At 62.7% G+C, this 21607-nt stretch carries 23 protein-coding genes; 12 read left to right on the top strand and 11 right to left on the bottom strand.

The window, feature by feature from the left end:
* Nucleotides 1-63: 63 nt before the first annotated feature.
* Entirely contained in the window at nucleotides 64-2949 is a 2886-nt protein-coding gene (gene uvrA / locus HKX24_RS06815) for an excinuclease ABC subunit UvrA (RefSeq protein ID WP_276153895.1), read from the top strand.
* 36 nt (nucleotides 2950-2985) lie between these two features.
* Here the strand turns inward: uvrA and mmsB are convergent, their stop codons facing one another.
* The 5 genes from mmsB to HKX24_RS06790 form a co-directional block, all read right to left on the bottom strand.
* The gene (gene mmsB, locus HKX24_RS06810; protein ID WP_271691504.1) at nucleotides 2986-3870 is read right to left on the bottom strand and encodes a 3-hydroxyisobutyrate dehydrogenase; all 885 of its coding nucleotides are present in this window, start codon (nucleotides 3868-3870) and stop codon (nucleotides 2986-2988) included.
* A complete protein-coding gene (locus tag HKX24_RS06805) occupies nucleotides 3867-4910 on the bottom strand; it encodes an enoyl-CoA hydratase/isomerase family protein (protein ID WP_271691503.1) in 1044 nt (347 codons plus the stop codon). The genes mmsB and HKX24_RS06805 overlap by 4 nt, the downstream gene beginning before the upstream one ends.
* A 7-nt stretch (nucleotides 4911-4917) precedes the next feature.
* Nucleotides 4918-6060 carry an acyl-CoA dehydrogenase family protein gene (locus HKX24_RS06800; RefSeq protein WP_271691502.1) on the bottom strand — a complete coding sequence of 381 codons (1143 nt, stop codon included), beginning with the start codon at nucleotides 6058-6060 and terminating at the stop codon, nucleotides 4918-4920.
* Between the two features lie 81 nt (nucleotides 6061-6141).
* The gene (locus HKX24_RS06795; protein WP_276153894.1) at nucleotides 6142-7251 is read right to left on the bottom strand and encodes a carboxylate-amine ligase; all 1110 of its coding nucleotides are present in this window, start codon (nucleotides 7249-7251) and stop codon (nucleotides 6142-6144) included.
* A 54-nt stretch (nucleotides 7252-7305) separates the two neighbouring features.
* The gene (locus tag HKX24_RS06790; protein ID WP_271691499.1) at nucleotides 7306-8805 is read right to left on the bottom strand and encodes a CoA-acylating methylmalonate-semialdehyde dehydrogenase; all 1500 of its coding nucleotides are present in this window, start codon (nucleotides 8803-8805) and stop codon (nucleotides 7306-7308) included.
* 110 nt (nucleotides 8806-8915) lie between these two features.
* Between HKX24_RS06790 and HKX24_RS06785 the strand changes: the two genes are divergently transcribed.
* The 3 genes from HKX24_RS06785 to coaD all read left to right on the top strand — a co-directional run bounded on the left by HKX24_RS06785 (nucleotide 8916) and on the right by coaD (nucleotide 10954).
* Nucleotides 8916-9836, top strand: coding sequence for a LysR family transcriptional regulator (locus HKX24_RS06785; protein WP_067265445.1), 921 nt, complete (start codon nucleotides 8916-8918; stop codon nucleotides 9834-9836).
* Between the two features lie 61 nt (nucleotides 9837-9897).
* On the top strand, nucleotides 9898-10332 hold the full coding sequence (locus HKX24_RS06780; RefSeq protein WP_067265447.1) for a CBS domain-containing protein: 435 nt from the start codon (nucleotides 9898-9900) through the stop codon (nucleotides 10330-10332).
* Between the two features lie 124 nt (nucleotides 10333-10456).
* Complete coding sequence (gene coaD, locus HKX24_RS06775; protein WP_168613531.1) at nucleotides 10457-10954, top strand: pantetheine-phosphate adenylyltransferase; 498 nt, start codon at nucleotides 10457-10459, stop codon at nucleotides 10952-10954.
* 140 nt (nucleotides 10955-11094) lie between these two features.
* Here the strand turns inward: coaD and HKX24_RS06770 are convergent, their stop codons facing one another.
* Nucleotides 11095-11238 carry a hypothetical protein gene (locus tag HKX24_RS06770; RefSeq protein ID WP_271691496.1) on the bottom strand — a complete coding sequence of 48 codons (144 nt, stop codon included), beginning with the start codon at nucleotides 11236-11238 and terminating at the stop codon, nucleotides 11095-11097.
* Between the two features lie 58 nt (nucleotides 11239-11296).
* Entirely contained in the window at nucleotides 11297-12298 is a 1002-nt protein-coding gene (gap, locus tag HKX24_RS06765; protein WP_271691494.1) for a type I glyceraldehyde-3-phosphate dehydrogenase, read from the bottom strand.
* A gap of 219 nt (nucleotides 12299-12517) precedes the next feature.
* On the opposite strand from gap, the gene HKX24_RS06760 reads away from it, so the two are divergent.
* Nucleotides 12518-13492: a DUF808 domain-containing protein gene (locus HKX24_RS06760; protein WP_271691493.1), complete on the top strand. Its 975-nt coding sequence runs from the start codon at nucleotides 12518-12520 to the stop codon at nucleotides 13490-13492.
* A gap of 78 nt (nucleotides 13493-13570) precedes the next feature.
* On the opposite strand, the gene tkt is transcribed toward HKX24_RS06760, so the two are convergent.
* Nucleotides 13571-15586: a transketolase gene (gene tkt, locus HKX24_RS06755; RefSeq protein ID WP_271691492.1), complete on the bottom strand. Its 2016-nt coding sequence runs from the start codon at nucleotides 15584-15586 to the stop codon at nucleotides 13571-13573.
* A gap of 337 nt (nucleotides 15587-15923) precedes the next feature.
* On the opposite strand from tkt, the gene HKX24_RS06750 reads away from it, so the two are divergent.
* From HKX24_RS06750 to rpiB, 4 genes are all read left to right on the top strand, one after another.
* Entirely contained in the window at nucleotides 15924-16505 is a 582-nt protein-coding gene (locus tag HKX24_RS06750) for a hypothetical protein (RefSeq protein ID WP_276153893.1), read from the top strand.
* Entirely contained in the window at nucleotides 16505-16897 is a 393-nt protein-coding gene (locus HKX24_RS06745) for a cell division protein ZapA (protein ID WP_168613525.1), read from the top strand. Before HKX24_RS06750 ends, HKX24_RS06745 begins: the two co-directional genes overlap by 1 nt.
* Entirely contained in the window at nucleotides 16894-17229 is a 336-nt protein-coding gene (locus tag HKX24_RS06740; RefSeq protein WP_271691489.1) for an MliC family protein, read from the top strand. Before HKX24_RS06745 ends, HKX24_RS06740 begins: the two co-directional genes overlap by 4 nt.
* Before the next feature lie 152 nt (nucleotides 17230-17381).
* A complete protein-coding gene (gene rpiB / locus HKX24_RS06735; RefSeq protein ID WP_271691487.1) occupies nucleotides 17382-17831 on the top strand; it encodes a ribose 5-phosphate isomerase B in 450 nt (149 codons plus the stop codon).
* Between the two features lie 82 nt (nucleotides 17832-17913).
* Here rpiB and grxD read toward each other — a convergent pair whose 3' ends face one another.
* From grxD to HKX24_RS06720, 3 genes are read right to left on the bottom strand one after another with little or no spacing between them, the layout of a single operon-like run.
* The gene (gene grxD, locus HKX24_RS06730; RefSeq protein WP_209217636.1) at nucleotides 17914-18276 is read right to left on the bottom strand and encodes a Grx4 family monothiol glutaredoxin; all 363 of its coding nucleotides are present in this window, start codon (nucleotides 18274-18276) and stop codon (nucleotides 17914-17916) included.
* A 1-nt stretch (nucleotide 18277) separates the two neighbouring features.
* Nucleotides 18278-18622, bottom strand: coding sequence for a hypothetical protein (locus HKX24_RS06725; protein ID WP_271691486.1), 345 nt, complete (start codon nucleotides 18620-18622; stop codon nucleotides 18278-18280).
* A gap of 2 nt (nucleotides 18623-18624) precedes the next feature.
* Entirely contained in the window at nucleotides 18625-18861 is a 237-nt protein-coding gene (locus tag HKX24_RS06720; RefSeq protein WP_067268222.1) for a BolA/IbaG family iron-sulfur metabolism protein, read from the bottom strand.
* Nucleotides 18862-19006: 145 nt separating this feature from the next.
* On the opposite strand from HKX24_RS06720, the gene HKX24_RS06715 reads away from it, so the two are divergent.
* The 3 genes from HKX24_RS06715 (at nucleotide 19007) to HKX24_RS06705 (ending at nucleotide 21536) form a co-directional block, all read left to right on the top strand.
* Nucleotides 19007-19966 (top strand): XdhC family protein, encoded by a 960-nt coding sequence (locus HKX24_RS06715; RefSeq protein ID WP_271691485.1) that lies wholly within the window; start codon nucleotides 19007-19009, stop codon nucleotides 19964-19966.
* Nucleotides 19963-20964 carry a molybdopterin-binding protein gene (locus HKX24_RS06710; RefSeq protein WP_271691484.1) on the top strand — a complete coding sequence of 334 codons (1002 nt, stop codon included), beginning with the start codon at nucleotides 19963-19965 and terminating at the stop codon, nucleotides 20962-20964. The genes HKX24_RS06715 and HKX24_RS06710 overlap by 4 nt, the downstream gene beginning before the upstream one ends.
* An 86-nt stretch (nucleotides 20965-21050) precedes the next feature.
* Nucleotides 21051-21536 carry a (2Fe-2S)-binding protein gene (locus HKX24_RS06705; RefSeq protein ID WP_067268228.1) on the top strand — a complete coding sequence of 162 codons (486 nt, stop codon included), beginning with the start codon at nucleotides 21051-21053 and terminating at the stop codon, nucleotides 21534-21536.
* Nucleotides 21537-21607: the final 71 nt, after the last annotated feature.

Below are 21607 nucleotides of genomic sequence, written 5' to 3'. Positions count from 1 at the left end.
TCACTTTTCCGTTGGAAAACACTGCATCAGCACCTATGTACAAATCGTTAAGAGGGGCATGTGATGGCTGAGCTGAAGAATATTGAAGTGCGCGGCGCGCGCGAGCACAATTTGAAGAACATCGACGTGGATATTCCACGGGACCAACTGGTTGTAATCACCGGGCTTTCTGGTTCCGGCAAGTCGAGCCTTGCCTTCGACACGATCTATGCCGAAGGGCAGCGGCGCTATGTGGAATCGCTCTCGGCCTATGCGCGGCAGTTCCTTGATATGATGCAAAAGCCGGATGTGGATCACATTTCCGGCCTCAGCCCCGCCATCTCAATCGAGCAAAAGACCACGTCGAAGAACCCAAGGTCGACCGTCGGCACGGTGACCGAGATTTACGACTACCTGCGTCTGCTCTTCGCCCGCGTCGGCACGCCCTATAGCCCCGCCACCGGCAAGCCCATTGAAGCGCAGCAGGTGCAGGATATGGTCGACCGGATCATGACAATGGAAGAGGGCACGCGGGCCTATCTGCTGGCCCCCATCATCCGTGACCGGAAAGGTGAATACCGCAAGGAATTCATTGAGTTGCGCAAGCAGGGCTTCCAGCGGGTCAAGGTGAATGGCGACTTTTACGATCTGGATGAGCCGCCCACCTTGGATAAGAAATTCCGCCATGACATCGACGTCGTCGTCGACCGGATCGTGGTGCGCGAAGGTTTGGAAACGCGGCTTGCGGACTCGCTCCGCACCGCGCTCGACCTTGCCGACGGGATCGCTGTGCTAGATACGGCCCCCAGCGAAGGTGAGGCAGAACGCCATACGTTCTCCGAGAAATTCGCCTGTCCCGTCAGTGGCTTCACCATCCCCGAGATTGAGCCGCGGTTGTTTTCCTTCAACGCGCCCTTCGGGGCTTGTCCGTCTTGTGACGGCCTTGGGGTCGAGCTTTTCTTCGACGAACGTTTGGTGGTGCCGGATCAAAACCTAAAGATCTATGATGGTGCGCTGGCGCCTTGGCGTAAGGGGAAGTCACCTTACTTTAAGCAGACCATCGAAGCCATTGCGAAACATTACAATTTTGACCAGAAGACCCGTTGGAAAGACCTGTCTGAGAAGGTCCAGAACGTCTTCCTCCACGGCTCCGGCAAAGAAGAGATCACCTTCCGTTATGACGAAGGCGGCCGCGTCTATGAAGTGAAGCGGGTGTTCGAAGGGGTCATTCCCAACATGCAGCGGCGCTACCGCGAAACCGATAGTAATTGGGTGCGCGAGGAGTTCGAACGCTATCAGAATAACCGCCCTTGCGGCACCTGCGGCGGCTATCGCCTGCGGCCCGAAGCGCTGGCGGTGCGGATTGGCCCGCGCGACGGTGGTGAAGATGAATTGCTGCATATCGGCAAAGTCGTCGAGATGTCGATCCGCGAGGCTTTCGACTGGTGCAAAACGGTGCCAGACCATCTGACCGATCAGAAGAACGAGATTGCCCGGGCCATTTTGAAGGAAATCCGGGAACGTCTTGGCTTCCTAAATAACGTTGGTCTTGAGTACCTTACGATGTCACGTTCAAGTGGTACGTTAAGTGGTGGTGAGAGCCAGCGCATTCGTTTGGCGAGCCAGATCGGCTCGGGGCTGACGGGCGTTCTATACGTTCTTGATGAGCCGTCGATTGGTCTGCACCAGCGCGACAATGACCGTCTCCTCGATACGTTGAAGAACCTGCGCGATCAGGGGAATACCGTGATCGTGGTTGAGCACGATGAGGAGGCCATCCGCGAGGCGGATTACGTCTTTGACATCGGGCCGGGGGCTGGGGTGCACGGCGGGCAGGTTATCAGCCATGGCACGCCGCAAGAGGTTGCAGCCGACCCGAATTCAGTTACGGGTCAATACCTTACCGGCGTTCGCGAAATCTCCGTCCCGGCGAAGCGGCGCAAGGGGAATAAGAAGAAGTTGCAGGTGGTAAAGGCCACCGGCAACAACTTGCAGAATGTGACGGTGGACTTTCCGCTGGGGAAATTCGTCTGCGTGACGGGCGTGTCGGGGGGCGGCAAATCGACCCTGACGATTGAAACCTTGTTCAAGACCGCTTCGATGAATCTGAATGGGGCCCGGCAGACGCCAGCGCCATGTCAAACGATCAAGGGGTTGGAGCATCTCGATAAGGTCATCGACATTGACCAACGCCCGATTGGGCGGACTCCGCGTTCTAATCCAGCGACTTACACCGGGGCCTTCACCCCAATCCGCGACTGGTTTGCCGGTCTGCCGGAGGCCAAGGAGCGCGGCTATAAGCCCGGGCGCTTCTCCTTCAACGTGAAGGGGGGGCGTTGTGAGGCCTGTCAGGGCGATGGGGTCATCAAGATTGAGATGCATTTCCTGCCGGACGTCTATGTGGAATGCGAAACCTGTAAGGGCGCGCGTTATAACCGTGAGACGCTAGAGGTGAAGTTCAAGGGCAAGAGCATCGCCGATGTCCTTGATATGACTGTGGAAGATGCGCAGAACTTCTTTGCCGCGGTGCCGTCGATCCGGGAGAAGATGGACGCGCTGATGCGGGTCGGCCTAGGGTATATCAAGGTGGGTCAACAGGCGACGACGCTTTCGGGCGGTGAGGCGCAGCGGGTGAAGCTTAGCAAGGAGTTGAGCAAACGCTCGACCGGGCGCACGCTTTACATTCTAGATGAGCCAACCACCGGTTTGCATTTTGAGGACGTGCGTAAGCTTTTGGAAGTGCTGCATGAATTGGTTGATCAGGGAAACTCCGTCGTGGTGATTGAGCATAACCTCGACGTGGTGAAAACTGCCGATCACATCATCGATATTGGCCCCGAGGGCGGTGATGGCGGGGGCCGTGTCGTGGCCACGGGTACGCCCGAAAAGGTCGCGAAAGTGGCCGAGAGCTACACGGGGAAGTACCTTAAGCCCATGTTGCGCAAGGAGACGAAAGTGGCGGCGGAATAACCGCCGCCACTTCACCGTGTCAGTTATGTTAGGGGCTTAGCCCTTATATCCGCGCTGTTCGAACCGCGGGAGCATGGCAGAGAAATCTTTGCCCTTGCCGCCTTCCTCTTCGACGAAGCGGGTGTAGAGCTCTTTCGCCAGCGCGCCCATGGGCGTGTCGGCATTGGCCATTTCAGCGGCTTGCTGCGCGAGGCCCAGGTCCTTCAGCATCAACTCCGCCGCGAAGCCCGGTTTGTAGTCGTTGTCGGCAGGCGACTGCGGACCGACGCCGGGGGCAGGGCAGTAGGCGTTCATTGACCATGAATAGCCGGAGGACGTGCTAACCACGTCGAACATCCGCTCACGATCAAGGCCCAGCTTGTCGGCGAGTGCGAAGGCTTCGCACGTGGCGATCATCGTGGCGCCGAGGATCATGTTGTTGCAGATCTTCGCGGCTTGGCCCGCGCCCGGGTCGCCGCAGTGCACGGCCTTTTGACCCATGATGTCGAAGAGCGGTTTGGCTTTCTCGAAGGCCGCTTCTGCACCGCCTGCCATGAAGGTGAGCGTGCCGCCCTGTGCGCCGCCGATGCCGCCGGAGACGGGGGCGTCGACGAAAAGCAGCCCGGCTTTCTGCGCCGCCTCTGCCGCGAAACGCGCGCTTTCAACGTCCACGGTGGAACAGTCGATCAGCAGCGCGCCGGGGGCCATATGGGCGACCGCTTCCTCGGCGACTTGGCGCAGGATCGCGCCATTGGGCAGCATGGTGATGACGACTTCGGCGTCGGTCACCGCTTCGGCGATGGTCTTGGCTTCGGCCACCCCTTCGGCGGTGGTACCGGCCACGTCATTGCCGCGCACCGTATGGCCCGCGGCGGCGAGGTTGGCCGCCATCGGGCCGCCCATGTTGCCCAGCCCGATAAAACCGATTGTGAGTTTGCTCATGAATTTTCCTCCAACTTCAATTCGTTATCGCCCAAGGGGGCGAGCATGGCTTCGACATCGGCCTGCGGTACGTTCCAATCGGCATGTTGCCAGTTGGGGCTGCGATCCTTGTCGATGATCGCGGCGCGCACGCCTTCGATGAAGTCGCCTTTTTCCAGTGACCGCGCGGTAAAGCGGTATTCTTGTTGCAGCGCCGGGACCATGCCGATGCCCGGGCCGCGCAGACGGCGGAGCATTTCCAGCGTGCATGCCATCGACAGGGGGGAGTTGCGGCGCAGGGTCTTCAGCGTCTCGGCGGCGAAGGCGCTTTCCGATATGGAAAAGGTGGCTTCGATCTTTTCCAAATTCTCCGGGGCGAAGAGGTGATCCACCTCATCCTGAACTTCGGCCAGTTTGGATGGGGGCGGGGTCGTTGCCGCGCGGTCGAGGATGAAGGGATCGCCGTTTTCTTCCAGTTGCGCGATCAGCTCGGGCCATTGGTCCTCGGGGATGAAGTAGTCGGCAAAGCCCGCGTGCAGTACATCCGCCGGACCCATGCGCGCCCCGGTGAGGCCGAGGTATTCGCCCATCCGCCCCGGCGCTTGCGCCAGCAGCAGCGTGCCGCCCACGTCTGGCACCAGTCCGATGCCGCATTCCGGCATGGCGATCTTGCTCGTCTCGCCCACCACGCGGTGCGAGCCGTGGCAACCGATGCCGACGCCGCCGCCCATGGTGAAGCCCTGCATGAAGGAGATCACCGGCTTGGGGTAGCCATGCAGCTTGTTGTTGAGCCGGTATTCATCGGCCCAGAACTGCCGGGCGAAATCGTAATCGCCCTCCTTGCCGGTCTGGTAGAGTTGCGCGACGTCGCCGCCAGCGCAGAAGGCTTTCTCGCCCTCCGCGTCCAACACGACGACCGCGACCTCCGGGTCGTCGCGCCAAGCATCAATGGCCTTCTCGATGGCGATACACATGTCGTAGCTCAGCGCGTTCAGCGCCTTGGGCCGTGTTAGGGTGATGCGGCCCGCGCGACCCGTTTTGCGGATGTCGATGTCACTCATGGGGGCCTCAGCGGTTCTTGAGCATGTCGCGGGCGACGATCACGCGCATGATCTCATTGGTGCCTTCGAGGATCTGGTGCACGCGCAGGTCGCGGACCAGCTTCTCGATGCCGTAGTCGGCAAGGTAGCCGTAGCCGCCGTGCAGTTGCAGACATTGGTCGACGACCTTGCTGCCGGTCTCGGTCACGAATTTCTTGGCCATGGCGCAGAACTTGGTGGCGTCCGGCGCACCGGTGTCGAGCTTCCACGCCGCTTGGCGCAGGAAGGTGCGCGCGGCCTGCAACTCGATCTCCATGTCGGCGAGACGGAACTGCAGCCCCTGGAACTGGTCGATGGTCTGGCCGAAGGCCTTGCGGTCGCCCATGTATTCCAGCGTCTTGTTCAGCGCGGTTTGTGCCGCGCCAAGCGAGCAGGCGGAGATGTTAAGCCGCCCGCCGTCGAGCCCCGCCATGGCGTATTTGAAGCCTTTGCCCTCTTCACCGACAAGGTTCTCGGCCCCGATCTTGCAATCGTCGAACTGCACCAGCGCGGTCGGCTGGCTGCGCCAACCCATCTTGTCTTCCAAACCGCCGAAGCTGAGGCCCGGGGTGCCGTCCTCGACATAGACGGTGGAGACGCCGCGCGCGCCCTCGTCGGAGGTGCGCACCATGGTGACATAGGCATCCGAATAACCGCCGCCTGAGATGAAGGCCTTGGTGCCGTTCAGCGTGTAGCCCTCATTGCTGCGCTCGCAGCGGGTCTTCAGCGCCGCCGCGTCGGAGCCGGAGCCGGGTTCGGTGAGGCAGTAGCTCAGTACCGTCTCCATGGTCAGCACCTTGGGCATGACGCGCTCTTTCATCTCATCACTGGCGAAAGTGTCGAGCATCTTGGCGCACATGTTGTGAATCGAGAGGAATGCCGCGACGGAGGGGCAGGCCATCGAGAGCGCCTCGAAGACCAGCGTGGCGTCAAGGCGCGTGAGACCCGCGCCGCCGGTTTCCTCCGAGACGTAGAGCCCGCCGAAGCCCAGCTCGCCGATCTGCGGCCACAACTCCTTGGGGATGGTGCCGTCCTTTTCCCACTGGTGGGCATGGGGGGCGATATTGTCCTGCCCGAAGGCATGGGCCATGTCGAAAATGGCGGTCTGTTCCTCGTTCAATGCGAAATCCATCGCGGCTCCTCCCTGAAGTCATGTGTCCTTGGAACTGAACACTTGTTTAATTCTATCAGCCGAAAGGAGCCGCAACAAGCGTCACAGATCGGCGTGGTATTCCTCTATCAATTGGCGCACGACCGCTTCGCCGCCTTTGCCCTCGGGCGCGTCGGTCCAGACTTTGCGCTGGCGGTCGGCAGAGGTGCCCTCTTTCACCACATCACGCAGGGCGCAGACCTCATCTAGACACCCGAGCGCTTCGGCATCCTCGGCGATCATGCCGATGATCTCTTCGAAAATCTGATCGAAGGGTTTGAGGGTCGGCCCGCCGAAGTCGATCAGCGTCTCGTTCACGCCGTAGCGCTGCGCGCGCCAGCGGTTTTCCTCGATCAGGAAACGGTCATACTCACGCCAGCGCAGGTTGCTGTCGCGCAGGCGCAGCAGGAAGCGGGCGATGGATTGCGTCAGCCCCGCCAGCCCAAGCGCATGTGACAGGCGCGGTTGGACGTCGCAGATACGGCTTTCTAGCGTTGGGTAATGGGTCGAAGGGCGCAGGTCCCACCAGATTTTCGACTGGTCGGGGATGATGTCGAGGTCGATCAACGCCTGCGTGCTGCGTTCATATTCCCCCCAGCTATGGAGCAGAGGCGGCAGGCCGGTGCGCGGCATGCTTTCCATCACCGCAAGTCGGTAGGAGGCCAGCCCGGTGTCTTCGCCCTGCCAATAGGGCGAAGAGGCCGAGAGCGCCAGCAGATGCGGCAGGAAATAGGAGAACTGCGGCATCAGATCGATGCGCAGGTCGTCGCCCTCGATCCCCACATGGACATGCATCCCGCAGCTCAGCATGCGGCGGGCGACGTTTTCCAACTCGTTCTCGATCTTGGCGTAGCGTTCCTTGTGGGTGATCTCTTGGTTCTTCCAGTCCGAAAACGGATGGCAGGACACGGCGATGGGGGCGAGGTTGTGTTTGGCGGCATGTTTGGCGATGGTGCTGCGCAGGTGGCGCAGATCGTCGCGGGCCTCGGCCACAGTGGCGCAGGGTTTGCTGCCAATCTCGATCTGACAGAGCAGCATCTCGGGGCTGACCTGATCGCCAAGGTCTTTGCGGCAATCCTCCATCAGCCCTTCGGGGGTGTCAGCCAGCGCCAGTGAATCCTTGTCGACCAGAAGATATTCTTCTTCGATTCCGATGGTGAATTCTTTTTGCATGGCGCTGGCCTCGTTCTTTGAGGCCGACTGCCCGGGGGCAGCCGGCGTGATGATTTACTCCATCACCGGGATGGAGAACTCGCCACCCTCCTTGATGCCCGACGGCCAGCGGGCCGTCACGGTCTTGGTGCGGGTGTAGAACTTGAACGCATCCGGGCCGTGCTGGTTCAAATCGCCGAAGACGGATTTCTTCCAGCCGCCGAAGGTGTGGTAGGCCAGCGGCACCGGGATCGGCACGTTCACGCCGACCATGCCGATGTTGATGCGGTTGGCGAAGTCGCGCGCCGCGTCGCCGTCACGGGTAAAGATCGCCGTGCCATTGCCGTATTCATGGTCCATCGCAAGGCCAAGCGCTTCTTCGTAGTCCTTGGTGCGGACGCAGGTCAGCACGGGGCCGAAGATTTCCTGCTGGTAAATGTCCATGTCCTTGGTCGCGCGGTCAAACAGGTGCGGGCCGACGAAATAGCCGTTCTCGTAGCCCTGAAGTTTGAAATCGCGCCCATCGACGACCAGTTCCGCGCCCTGATCGATGCCGGTCTGGACCAGACGCTCGATATTGGCCTTGGCGGCGGCGGTGACCACGGGGCCGTAGTCCACGTCATTGCCCGCGGTATAGGGGCCGACTTTCAGCTTCTCGATTCGCGGCACCAGCTTCTCGATTAGACGGTCGGCGGTTTCCTCGCCCACCGGCACGGCGACCGAGATCGCCATGCAGCGTTCGCCCGCAGCACCGTAGCCCGCACCCACAAGCGCGTCGGCGGCCTGGTCGAGGTCTGCGTCGGGCATGATGATCATGTGGTTCTTGGCACCGCCGAAGCACTGCACGCGTTTGCCGTTGGCGCAGCCGGTGGCATAGATGTACTCGGCGATCGGCGTGGAGCCGACGAAGCCGATGGACTGGATCACGTCGTGTTGCAGGATCGCGTCGACCGCTTCTTTGTCGCCATTCACGACCTGGATGATGCCCTTGGGCAGACCGGCTTCTTCCAGCAGTTCGGCCAGCATCAGCGGCACGGAGGGGTCACGCTCGGACGGTTTCAGGATGAATGCGTTGCCGCAGGCGATGGCGGGCGCGAACATCCACATCGGGATCATGGCCGGGAAGTTGAAGGGCGTGATGCCCGCGGTGACACCCAGCGGCTGGCGCATGGAGTACATGTCGATGCCGGGGCCTGCGCTGTCGGTGAAGTCGCCCTTCAGCAGTTCCGGCGCGCCAATGCAGTATTCCACCACTTCGAGACCACGCTGCACGTCGCCGGCGGCGTCGGGCAGGGTCTTGCCGTGCTCGCGGCTCAGCGCTTCGGCCAGCTTGTCCATGTCGCGGTTCAGCAGGGCCACGAATTTCATCAGCACGCGGGCGCGGCGCTGCGGGTTGGTGGCGGCCCATTTCGGCTGTGCAGCCAAGGCGTATTCCACGGCCTTGTTCAGTTCTTCGCCATTGGCCAGCGGCACCTTGGCCTGCACCTCGCCGGTGGCGGGGTTCATCACGTCGGCAAAGCGCCCGGAGGTGCCCTTAACGTGTTCGCCGTTCAGGTAATGGGTCATCTCTTGCATGATCGGTCTCCTCTATGGTTGGCGGCACGATAGCCTTGCAAAAAGAACCGGAACAGAGGAAGGATGGCAAAACCGTCTTGCATTTTTGCAAAGCGTAGGAGGGCAGGTAGATGGATCAGAATTGGGATGACCTGCGGCTGTTTCTGGCCGTCGCACGAGAGGAAAGCCTGTCTGGCGCGGGCAAACTGCTGCGGCTCGACCCCGCAACGCTGGGCCGCCGTATGGCACGGTTGGAAAAGGCGTTGCAGACCGTCCTCTTCGTGAAATCGCCGCAGGGCTATATGCTGACCGAAGCGGGGCGAGACCTCATGCAGCGGGCAGAGCGGGCCGAACAGGCGATGCGCGCGGCCACCGCCGGGGTGCAGGTGCAAAGCGATCAGCTTTCGGGGCAGATCCGTGTCGGCGCGCCCGATGGGGCGGCGAACTATCTGCTACCGCAGGTCTGTGCGGCGATTGCCGCGAAGAACCCCGATCTGGACGTGCAGATCATCGCATTGCCGCGCGTTTTCAACCTGTCCCGGCGCGAGGCGGATATGGCCATCGGGGTGAGTGCGCCCACGGCGGGGCGGCTGGTGGTGCAAAAAGTGACGGACTACCACCTCCATCTCGCCGCCGCGGAAAGCTATCTGGCGCAGCATCCTGAGGTGACCGCCGTGGGCGATCTGCAAGGGCACCGGATGGTCGGCTATATCCCCGATATGATCTTTGACCGTGAGTTGGACTACCTTGCGGACCTTGGCATCAGCCGGGTGGCGCTGGCGTCGAATTCCGTCTCCGTGCAGGTGCGGATGATCCAGCAGGGCGGGGGGATTGGGGTCGCGCATGACTTCTCGCTTGCCGCGACGCAGGGGGTGCGGCGCATCCTCACCGATGCCGTGAGCCTCAAACGCGCCTTCTATCTGATCCGCCACGCAGATGACCGCCGCAATGCCCGGTTGGCGGCCTTTGCCGAAGCGCTGGCCACCGGATTGCGGGCCGAGACCGCGCGGCTGGAGGCGCTGGCCTCGGGCCGGGCTGCGCCAAAAGCTTGACAGAAAAGGATTTCGCGGTGACGCTGGAGGTGACTTTGCCCTGTACCCAAGGAGGCGCCAGATGCTCGTATCGCAGATTCTCAAGACCAAGCCCGATGACAAGGTGGTGACGGCCAAACCCGGATTGGCGATCTCCGAGGCGGCGGCGATGCTGGCCGAGAAACGGATCGGGACGCTGGTGATTTCGGCCGATGGCAAGACGCCTGATGGGATCCTGTCCGAGCGGGACATCGTGCGCGAGCTGGGCCGCGCAGGCGCGGGCTGTCTGGAGCAGGCGGCCGAAACCCTCATGACCCGCAAATTGGTGACCTGTAGCCGCGACGACCGGTCCGATGCGGTGCTGCAAAAGATGACCGATGGTCGCTTCCGCCATATGCCCGTGCTTGAGGACGGAGAGCTGGTGGGGCTGATCTCCCTCGGCGATGTGGTCAAAGCACAATTGCAAGAGCTGTCGATGGAGAAACAGGCTCTTGAAGGCATGATCATGGGCCACTGAAGCGGCCGTTGAACTGTGACCCCTGCCGACTGACGGCGGGGCAATGCTACCGCTAACCGACTTGCGCTTGGGGCGGTGAAATGATTGGCTGTGCCGCAACGCAGCAGATACGCAGGACAATTACATGCGCATAGCCCTTTACCCCGGTACGTTCGACCCGATCACGCTGGGGCATATCGACATCATCCGCCGCGCGGCCCGTATGGTCGACCGGCTGGTGATCGGCGTGGCCATCAACCGCGATAAGGGGCCGTTGTTCACCCTCGAAGAACGGGTCGCCTTGATCGAAGCGGAATGCGCGCAACTTGCCGAGGAGACCGGCGTCGAGATCGTGGTGCATCCTTTCGAGAACCTGCTGATCGACTGCGCCCGCGATGTCGGCGCCCAGACCATCGTGCGCGGCCTGCGCGCCGTGTCCGATTTCGAATATGAGTTCCAGATGGTCGGCATGAACCGGCAGCTAGACGATTCCATCGAAACGGTCTTCTTGATGGCCGAGGCCACCCATCAGGCGATTGCCAGCAAATTGGTGAAAGAGATCGCGCGGTTGGATGGGGATGTCAGTAAATTCGTGACGCCGGCTGTGAATAAGGTGCTGATTGAGCGGTTTTCGCAGAAGTAGCGTTTGGAGTGGCGAGTGGGCCGTGTGGGGCGCGGTTCTGCGAGGTATTTTTAAAAGGATGAAGGGGGAGGGGCGTGGCGCTTGGTTGGTGGCCGCGCCTTTTTTGGTTGGCGTAAGGTCGAGCTTGGAGAGCTGAGCGGTTACCGCCAGAAGGCCATCCATTCTATCAGCTCAAAGAGCTTTTTGCCGAGATAGACCATATGGTCCGCGCCATAGACGTAGAGGTCAATCATCATCGCCCCGGCAATGACGAGGGCCAGCACAATGGCGATGGGATTGGTCATGGTGTGGCTCCGGGCGGGGATGGCCTGATATTACAGGCACGTCCCCGCCGTGCAAGCCTTAGCCCAACTGGCCCATGGCCACGGCCACATCGGCCATGCGCACCGAGAAGGCCCATTCGTTATCGTACCACCCCAGCACGCGCACCGTGCGGCCTGCGACGACGATGGTCTGGTCGGGGGCGAAGATGCAGCTTTCTTCGGTATGGTTGAAGTCGATGCTGACCTTCTGCTCGGGGTCGTAGGCCAGCACGCGTTTCATCGGGCCATCGGCGGCGGCGCGGGCGGCGGCGTTGATTTCCTCCACCGTCACGTCGCGGCTGGCCTGGAAGGTGAGGTCGACAGCGGAGACATTGGGGGTGGGCACGCGCATGGCGGTGCCGTCGAGTTTGCCCTTCAGCGCCGGCAGCACTTCGCCCAGGGCCTTGGCGGCGCCGGTGGAGGTGGGGATCAGCGCCATGGCGGCGGCGCGGGCGCGGTAGAGGTCGTTGTGGCGGCGGTCGAGCGTCGGCTGGTCGCCAGTGTAGCTGTGGATCGTGGTCATCAGACCGCTTTCGATGCCCACGGCTTCGTGCATCACCTTGGCCAGCGGCGCGAGGCAGTTGGTGGTGCAGGACCCGTTGGAGATCATCCGGTCGGAGACTTCGAGCTGGTCGTCGTTGACGCCGTAGACGATGGTCTTGTCGACGTTCTTGCCTGGCGCCGAGAGGAGCACGCGTTTGGCGCCATTTTCGAGGTGCACATTTGCTTTGTTGCCGTCGTTGAACTTGCCGGTGCATTCCAGCACCACGTCGCAGCCGGACCAGTCGAGCTCTTCAAGGTTGTAGGTCGACATCATCTCGATGTCGTTTTGGCCGAGGTTCATGTAGCCGTCGTCGATCTGAACCTCGCCCGGGAAACGGCCATGGACGGAATCGTATTTGATGAGATGCGCCGCGGTGCTGAGCGGGCCGGTGGCGTTGACCTTGATCACTTCGATATCATCGCGTCCCGAGGCCGCGATATGGCTGAGCGTGCAGCGGCCGATGCGGCCAAATCCGTTGATGCCAACTTTGATGGTCATGGTGCATTCCTTGTCTCGGGCCGCGCGGGTGGGGGGCCGTATGTCGGGGTCGCGGGTTCTATATCCGGCAGGGGCGGTCAGGGGAAAGGGGCAAAACCAAATGATTTCCATATGTTAGCGTTAAACTTGCATGTTAGCGGTAAAGGTCGCAACGGCTTCGGACTTGCCAGATGGGCTGCACATGCTACTTCGGATGCAGCACGCAAAAAGGGGCATGGAATGAGCGGTTTACTGGCACTTGTGGATGACGTGGCGGCGATCGCCAAGGTTGCAGCAGCGAGCGTGGATGACGTGATCGGGCAGGCGGCCAAGGCGGGCTCTAAAGCGGCGGGCGCGGTGATCGACGATGCCGCCGTGACGCCGAAATATCTGCATGGGTTCAAGGCCGAGCGTGAATTGCCGGTGATCTGGCGGATCACCAAGGGGTCGTTGCGCAATAAGCTGGTCTATTTGCTGCCCGTGGGTCTGCTTTTGGCGAATTTTGCGCCATGGGCGATCCCGCCGCTTTTGATGCTGGGCGGGGCCTACCTGTGTTTCGAGGGGGCCGAGAAGGTCGCCCATGCGCTTGGTTGGGGGCATGGGCATGAGGATTATCCCGATAAGGAGAAGGTGGTCGAAGACCCTGCGCAGCTGGAGGAGAAGAAGGCCGCAGGCGCGATCAAGACTGACTTTATCCTGTCGGCGGAGATCATGACCATTGCCCTTTCTGCGATCCCCGAAAGCAACTTTTGGATGGAGGCGGCGACGCTTGCGGCGGTGGCGATTATGATCACCGTGGCGGTCTATGGCGCTGTCGCCTTGATCGTCAAAATGGATGATGTGGGGCTTGTAATGGCGAACCGGGGGCGGTTTGGCCTGACGCGGAGCTTGGGCCGCGGTCTGGTCCGCGGGATGCCGGGGTTCCTGAAGCTGCTGACCATTGTCGGGACCGCGGCCATGCTTTGGGTCGGTGGGTCGATTATCATCCACGGGTTGGAGCAGATGGGTTATGCCGCACCTTACAAATGGATTCATGACATCGCCGTGACCGTTGGTCATGCAGTGCCGGCGCAGTTCCAAGGGGCCGTCGAATGGATCACCACGGCAGGGTTTGACGGGGTCTTTGGTCTGGCGCTTGGTCTTGTTCTGATCCCAATCGGGGAAAAGATCGTGACGCCGATCTGGCGTAAGGTGTTTCATAAGGCTGCCGTTTAAGAGCGACCTTATCTCGCAAAGGAAAAAGGGGGCGACGGATGAACCGTCGCCCCCTTTTGGTATTGTATGACCCGCAGATCAGAGCAGCGCTTTGGCCTTCTCTGCCACGTTCTCTGCGGTGAATCCGAAGCGCTCGAAGAGTTCTTCCGCCGGGGCAGAGGCGCCGAAACGGTCCATGCCAACGAAATCGGCTTTGCCGTATTTGCCGCGCTCACCAAAGAGCCACTGATCCCATCCCTGACGGGCACCGGCCTCGATCCCGACGCGCACGGCGCCACCGGGCAGCACGCGCTTGCGGTAGGCTTCGTCCTGCGCGGCGAAGAGTTCCATGCAAGGCATGGAGACGACGCGGGTGCCGATGCCTTCGGCTTGGAGCAGCTCGCGCGCGGCCAATGCGACATGCACCTCAGAGCCGGTGGCAATCAGGATCACCTGACGTTTGCCCTCGGCATCAGCCAGCACATAGGCGCCTTTTTCGGTGAGGTTGTTGTTTTTGTGCTCCAGGCGCACGGTGGGCAGGCCCTGACGGGTCAGCGACAGAACCGACGGCGTGGTTTTCGTGGTAAAGGCGAGCTCCCAAGCCTCTGCCGTTTCCACCGCGTCGGCGGGGCGGAAGACGTAGGTGTTGGGCGTGGCACGGCTGATCGCCAGATGCTCGATCGGCTGGTGGGTCGGGCCATCTTCGCCAAGGCCGATGCTGTCATGGGTCATGACGAAGGCCGTGGGGATTTGCATCAGGGCCGCCAGACGCATCGCGGGGCGCGCATAGTCGGTGAAACACATGAAGGTGCCGCCATAGGGGCGCAGGCCGCCGTGCAGCGCCATGCCGTTCATCGCCGCCGCCATGCCGTGTTCGCGAATGCCCCAGTAGACATAGCGCCCGCCGCGGTTGTCGGTGTCGAAGATGCCAAGATCGCTGGTCTTGGTGTTGTTCGAACCGGTCAGGTCCGCCGAGCCGCCAACGGTTTCCGGCAGGATCGGGTTCAGCACTTCGAGGGCTTTCTCGCTTGCCGCGCGGGTCGCCATCTTGGGCGCGCCTTCGGTGATCTGCTTTTTGAAGGCCTTGACCGTCGCGCTCATCTTTTTCGGCGCGTCGAGGGCGAGGGCACGATTAAAGGTCTCGCGCTTGGCGCGGGGCAGTTTGTCGAAACGCTCTTCCCAGTCGCGGCGGGCATCGGCGCCGCGTTTGCCGATCTCTTCCCAAGCGGATTTCACGTCCGCGGGCACTTCGAAGGGGCCGGTGGTCCAGCCATAGGCGGCTTTGGCTTCGGCCATCTGGTCGGCGTCGGTCAGCGCGCCGTGGCCTTTCGAGGTGTCCTGCGCGGCGTGGCCGAGCGCGATATGGGTTTTGCAGGCAATCATCGTGGGCAGGTCAGAGGCTTTCGCCTCGGTCAAGGCCGCGTCGATCTCATCGGGGTTGTGGCCGTCGATCTCAATCACATGCCAGCCGGCGGCCTTGAAGCGGGTGACCTGATCGGTGGTGTCTGACAGGGTGACGGGGCCGTCGATGGTGATGTTGTTGTTGTCCCACATCACGATGAGCTTGCTCAGCTTGTGACGGCCGGCCAGCGTGATTGCCTCTTGGCTCACGCCTTCCATCAGGCAGCCGTCGCCAGCGATGACATAGGTGTAATGGTCCACGACCTTCGCACCGTATTGCGCGCGCAGCATCTCTTCGGCCATGGCGAAACCGACGGAGTTGGCGATGCCTTGGCCCAGCGGGCCGGTGGTGGTCTCAATCGCATCGGCGAGGAAGTTCTCCGGGTGGCCCGCGGTGCGCGCGCCCATTTGGCGGAAGTTCTTCAACTCTTCGATGGGGAATTGCTCATAGCCCGTCAGGTGCAGCAGCGAATAAAGCAGCATGGAGCCGTGGCCCGCCGACAGGATGAAGCGGTCGCGGTCGGGCCAAAGCGGGTTGGACGCGTCGAACTTCAGGTGCTTTTCGAAAAGGACGGTGGCCACATCGGCCATGCCCATCGGCATGCCGGAGTGGCCGGAATTGGCGGCGGCCACGGCATCGAGGGTCAGCGCGCGAATGGCGGTGGCCTTGGACCAGTGGTCGGGGTTTGCGCTTGCGAGGGCTGTCAGATCCACGGGGGCTTCCTTTGGGGCTGTGGCAGATTGCGCTCGTGCATACCAGCGATGGGGCAAAGTTCAAGCACAACTGGGGTGCGCGGGCGGGTCCGGGGCGGCCCGTAGCGGGGGCGAGAGTGAACTTGGCGGCTCAAGTCGCTGAAACGAAAGGGGGGCGCAATTTGAGCGCGCTTTGGCTAGGATTGCGAAAACCGGCTGATACGGGCGATTCGCGCGCGTGACATTGGGCGGGGCGCGCGCTATCTGCGGGACGGGCCGCCGCAACAGGGCGCAGCCCGGGGCACGGCAGGCGAAAACGCCGCCGGGAGAGCAGGACGAGTGAGGAGAATTCATGCGGATGAGTGAACTTGAAGACTATCAGCGCCGCATCACGGCCGCGATGGACCAGATGGCCAAGGGGGTGGACCGGCTGAGCGCCGCGCCCGCAAAGCCGGATGAAGATATCGTGCAGGCCTTGGAAGAGGAGCGGCAAGCCAACGCTCAGCTGACCGACCGGGTCAAGACGCTGAAGGAAAGCCATCAGGACGAATTGAACGACCTGCGCGCGCAGATGGACTTCAACAACGACCGGGTGACCCAGCTTGATATGGACGTGCAGCGTCTGCGTCAGGCGAATGAGCAGCTGTCGGCGGCTTGTGAGCAGTTGCGGCTGGCCAATGCGGAGGGGCTGGCCGATCCCAAGCTGATCGACACCGCCGTGATTGCAGAGTTGGAGAGCCTGCGCGCCACCCGCGCGATCGAGATGGCTGAGATCGACGCGGTATTGACCGCGCTGGCCCCCTTGGTCGAAGAGGGCGAGCCGGAAGTTGAAGCTGCGGATGAAACGGGGGCAGAGGCCAAAGCCGAAGCGCCCGCGCCTGAGAGCGCTGCGCAAGACGACGGCGCCGAAGAAGAACCCAAGTCAGGAGGGGCCGACTGATGCCCGAGGTACGGATCACCATTGGCGGCCGCCATTTCGAAGTCGCCTGTCAGGAAGGTGAAGAAAGCTATCTGCAATCCGCCGCCAAGATGCTGGACGACGAAGCCCGCGTGCTGAGCGATCAGGTGGGCCGCATGCCCGAGGCGCGGATGTTGCTGATGGCGGGCCTGCTTTTGGCCGACAAGACCGCCAGCGTCGAGGATCGCATCGCAGAGCTGCGCGCGGAACTGGCCGAACGTGAGGCCGAACTCACCAGCCTGCGCAACGTCAAGGTCGAGCCTGAGCGGATCGAAGTGCCGGTGGTGCCGCAGGGGGTGAAAGACACCCTTGCCGAAATCGCCGCCCGGGCCGAGGCGCTGGCCGCCGAGATTGAGGAGAAGGCGGGCAAATGAGCCGGGTTCTCAGGGCAGCCCTTTGCGCGCTGCTCTGGGCCGCGCCTGCGGGCGCCGAAACCTCCGCCGTTACCTACATTTGTGAGCGCGGCGTTTCGGTGCCGGTGGTCTATGTGCCCGGTGCCGATCCGGGCGTGGCGGTGCTCTATGTCGAGGGGCGGTTGATCCAGTTGCGCCGCCTGCCATCCGCCTCTGGCGCGCGCTATGGCTGGCCTTCGGACGGTGCGGGCTATGAGTGGTGGGAGCATCAGGGCCGTGCTTCGCTGGCTTGGCGGGCAGGGGCGGGCGACGGGGTGACCCCGATTTATAGCGACTGTTTGCCTCAGGACTAACGGCGCGGGATTGCGGCGCGGGCTGCAATATGCTCTGGGGGGCGCGAAAAGTGCCCCTTTCGGCGCGACCACCAAACGCGCCCCTACGGGGCGACCACCAAACGCGCCCCTACGGCGCGACACTCCATGACGCAAAATCAGGACGCCCTCAGATGACCACCAAACCCCGCATCATCGTCTCAAGTGACCACGCCGACATCGCCCTGCGCCAAGACATCGCGCGCCATGTGGCCGAACGCGGGTTCACGGTTGAAGACATCGGTCCCGCCACGGCGGAAAGCACAGATTACCCCAAACATGGCGAAGCCGCCGCACGGCGCATCGCGGCGGGGGAATTCGATCTGGGCATTTTGATCTGCGGCACGGGGCAGGGCATCATGATGGCCGCCAACAAGGTCAAAGGCATCCGCTGCGGCGTTTGCAGCGATACCTTCTCGGCCAAGATGATCCGAGCGCATAATGACGCGAATATGCTGTCGATGGGCGCGCGGGTGATCGGCGGTGGTCTGGCGCTTGAGATCGTGGATGCCTTCCTTGATACCGAATTCGAAGGCGGGCGCCATGGGCGCCGGGTGGATATGATCTCGGCCATCGAAGACTGAGGCACCGCCCGAGCCTTACATACAAAAACACCCCGGAGCGCGAAACCGCTCCGGGGTGTTTTGTTTGACGCGGGCGCCCGGCTTAGCCGTTGGCTTCGCGGATCTTATCGGCGGCTTCCTTGTCGAAGGCGACGCCGTTCTCGTCGAACAGGGTGTCCAATTCGCCCGACAGCGTCATCTCGGTGATGATGTCGCAGCCGCCGACGAATTCGCCTTTGACGTAAAGCTGCGGGATGGTTGGCCAGTCGGAGAAATCCTTGATCCCTTGGCGCAGGTTCTCATCTGCCAGCACGTTCACGTCGCTGTAGTTCACGCCCATGTAGTTCAGCACCCCGGCCACGCGGCTGGAGAAGCCGCACTGCGGCATTTCTTTCGTGCCTTTCATAAACAGAACCACGTCATTCTCGGTGATCTGTTCCTTAATCTGGCTTGCGGCATCGCTCATGTCATTCGTCCTTCGTATCTGGTTTCTTGAACGCAGCGTGATAGCGCCGCGCATAGGTTTCATCGTCGGCCCAGGGTTTGACCTCAACCTCGGCCCCGCCGAGGAAAAAGCCGCCCCGTTTCTTGGTCCAATTCGTATGCCCGCGCTCTAGGCTTTCGTTGCGCCGCGCGGTGCGGGCCACGGCATCCAAATCCAGCGCCTCCATCCCCAGCGGCACCTTGCCGGTCTCAGGCCGGGGTGGCTGGCGCCGCGACAGCGGCACATGCTGGCCGCGCCGGGCGCGGTGCTGGGCATAGGCGGTGGCGGCGATCCCGCCCACGACAGCCGCAGCGACCCAGCCCCACATGATTAGTCCGGGGTCCGGGTGGTAAGCGCCAGCGCGTGCAATTCGCCGTTTGACCCGTCCATCTTCCCTTTGAGGGCCGCATAGACGGCGCGCTGCTGTTGGACCCGGTTCATGCCGCGAAAGCTTTCGTCCACGACCATGGCCGCCATATGCACGCCATCATTGCCTTCGACGGTGATCTTGGCATCCGGAAAGGACGCGCGGATCAGGTCTTCGATTTCGCTGGCTTGCATGGGCATGGGGTGGCTCCGGCTGTTGTGAGTGCTTGGGCTAGATGTAGTGCCGCAGGCCACGGCGTGCAAGGCGAAGCCGAAGGCCGGATCGGCCATTGACCTTTGCCCCTATTGCGACACACTTTGCGCCCTCACGTTGAAAGGACAACCGATGGACCGGATCCCCGAACAAGCGCTCGACTGGGCCGAAGCCGGACAGCCTGTGGCCCTTGCCACGGTGGTGGAAACATGGGGCTCCGCCCCCCGCCGCGCAGGCGCGCAACTGGCGGTGGCGGGCGACGGCATGATGATGGGCTCCGTCTCGGGCGGCTGCGTCGAAGGGGCCGTGGTGGTCGAGGCGCTGGAAGCGCTGGAGGACGGGCGCACGCGGCTGTTGGAATATGGCGTCAGCGATGGTGATGCCTTTGCCGTGGGGCTGGCCTGCGGCGGCACGATCAAGGTGCTGGTGGAGCCGGTGGGGTCGGAGGCGCTCAGCCTTAAGATGCTGCGCGAACTGGTGGCAAGGCGCGCGGCCCGTAAGCCGGTGGCCTATGAGGTGGCGTTGGACGGCAGCGACCGTCGGCTGACAGAGGCGGGGCATGAGGACCGCTTTCGCCGCGACCGCTCTGGCGTGGAGGATGAAACCGGGCGGTTCATTGCCATCCACAATCCGCCGCTGCGGCTGGTGATCGTGGGCGCCGTGCATATTGCGCAGCATCTGGTGCGCATGGCGACGGAGGCGGGGTTCGATCCGATCGTCGTCGACCCGCGGGAGGCTTTCGGCTCACCCGCCCGCTTTTCCGATTGCCAAGTGGTGAACGATTGGCCCGACGTCGCCCTGCGTGAGATCGGTATTGATGCGCGCACCGCCGTGGTCTTGCTGACCCATGACCCGAAACTCGACGATCCGGCGCTGCATGTAGCGCTCGTGTCCGAGGCTTTCTATATCGGCGCGCTCGGCTCGACCCGGACGCAGGCCAGCAGGCTTGATCGGCTGGCGGAAGCAGGTGTGGCGGCAGAGCAGGCGGCGCGTATCCACGGGCCGGTCGGCCTCGATATCGGTGCGGCCAGCCCAGCTGAAATCGCCGTGTCGATCCTTGCCCAGACGATCCAAAGCCTGCGCCGCCCATGAGGTTTGGCCCGGTCCCTTTGAGCGCGGCTTTGGGCGCGACGCTGGCCCATTCCGTCGCGGTGACGGCGGGGCGGCTGCGCAAGGGCCGCGTGCTGACCCAAGAGGATATCGCAGCACTGGAAGGCGCAGGCATCGAAGAGGTGATCGTCGCCCGGCTCGACCCCGGTGATATTGACGAGAACGCAGGCGCCGCGCGGCTGGCCGAAAGCCTCTGCGGTGCGGGGCTGCGGATGTCGAAACCCTTTACCGGGCGGGTGAACCTGCTGGCCGATGGGCCGGGGGTGGTGGTGATGGACCGCGCGGCGCTTGAGGCGGTCAATGCGGTGGACCCGATGATCACGCTGGCCACCGTGCCACCCTATCAGCAGATGGGCGAGAGCGGCATGGTGGCGACGATCAAGATCATCTCCTACGCCCTGTCTGAAAGCACAGTCGAGGCTGCCTGCGCGGCGGCGGGAGAGGGCGCCTTGCGCCTCGCGCCGCCTCTGCTGCGCGATGCCACGCTGATCATCACAGACGTGCCCGGCGGGGCCGGGGACAAGGGCCGCGCCGCGGTGGAGGGGCGGCTGACGGCGCTTAATGTGATCCTTCGCGATGTTGTAACCGTTCCCCACCGCAGCGCCCCGTTGGCCGAGGCGATTGCGGCGGCAGAGACCGATCTGGTCCTGATCCTCACCGCCTCCGCCACGTCGGACATCAATGACGTCGCCCCCTCCGCCCTGCGCGCGGCGGGGGGCGAGGTCACGCGCTTTGGCATGCCGGTCGATCCGGGCAATCTGCTCTTTCTCGGCCAACTTGGCACCCGCGCCGTGATCGGCCTGCCGGGCTGCGCCCGTTCGCCCGCGCTCAACGGAGCCGATTGGGTGCTGTCACGGCTGGTCTGCGGCATTCCCGTCACCAGCGCGGATATCGCGGCGATGGGGGTGGGCGGCTTGCTGAAAGAGATCCCCACGCGCCCGCAGCCGCGCAACCCCGGCAAAAGCGCGGGCAACGGCTGAGGCAAAACCTTAGGAAAATATATGTTCTCAACTAGGGCTTGTCGTGCTTAACTGATCTCAACAAGCGTCAGACTGGGAGGAAGAACATGACACAGGTCAAGATGACCGTGAACGGCAAACCCGCGTCGGGAGAGGTCGAAGGCCGCACGCTGCTGGTGCATTTCCTGCGCGATGATCTGGAACTGACCGGCACCCATGTGGGCTGCGACACCAGCCAATGCGGCGCCTGCGTGGTGCATGTCAACGGCAATGCTGTCAAGGCCTGCACCATGTTCGCGGTCGAGGCCGATGGCGCCGAGGTTGAGACCATCGAAGGGCAGGCGGCCCCCGATGGCACGCTCAGCACCATCCAACAGGCGTTTCAGGATCACCACGGGTTGCAATGCGGCTTTTGCACGCCGGGCATGGTGATGTCGGCGGCGGCGCTGCTAAAGGAAAACCCGAAACCTTCGGAGGCCGAGGTGCGCCATTACCTTGACGGCAACATCTGCCGCTGCACCGGCTACCACAACATCGTCAAAGCGATCATGGCGGCCAGCGGCCAGGAGGTCAGCGCGCTGGCGGCAGAGTAACGTTGGAAGCAGTGTCGCGCTGAGCAGACCTGTGATGGCGGAGGGAGGACCGCCAGAACCGGAACCCGCGT

Origin of the sequence: Sulfitobacter sp. M85 (genome assembly GCF_029285915.1) — a bacterium.
Classification (GTDB): Bacteria; Pseudomonadota; Alphaproteobacteria; order Rhodobacterales; family Rhodobacteraceae; genus Sulfitobacter; species Sulfitobacter faviae.
The sequence above is the reverse complement of the archived record's forward strand: the minus strand, read 5'-3'. Positions and strand labels throughout refer to the sequence as shown.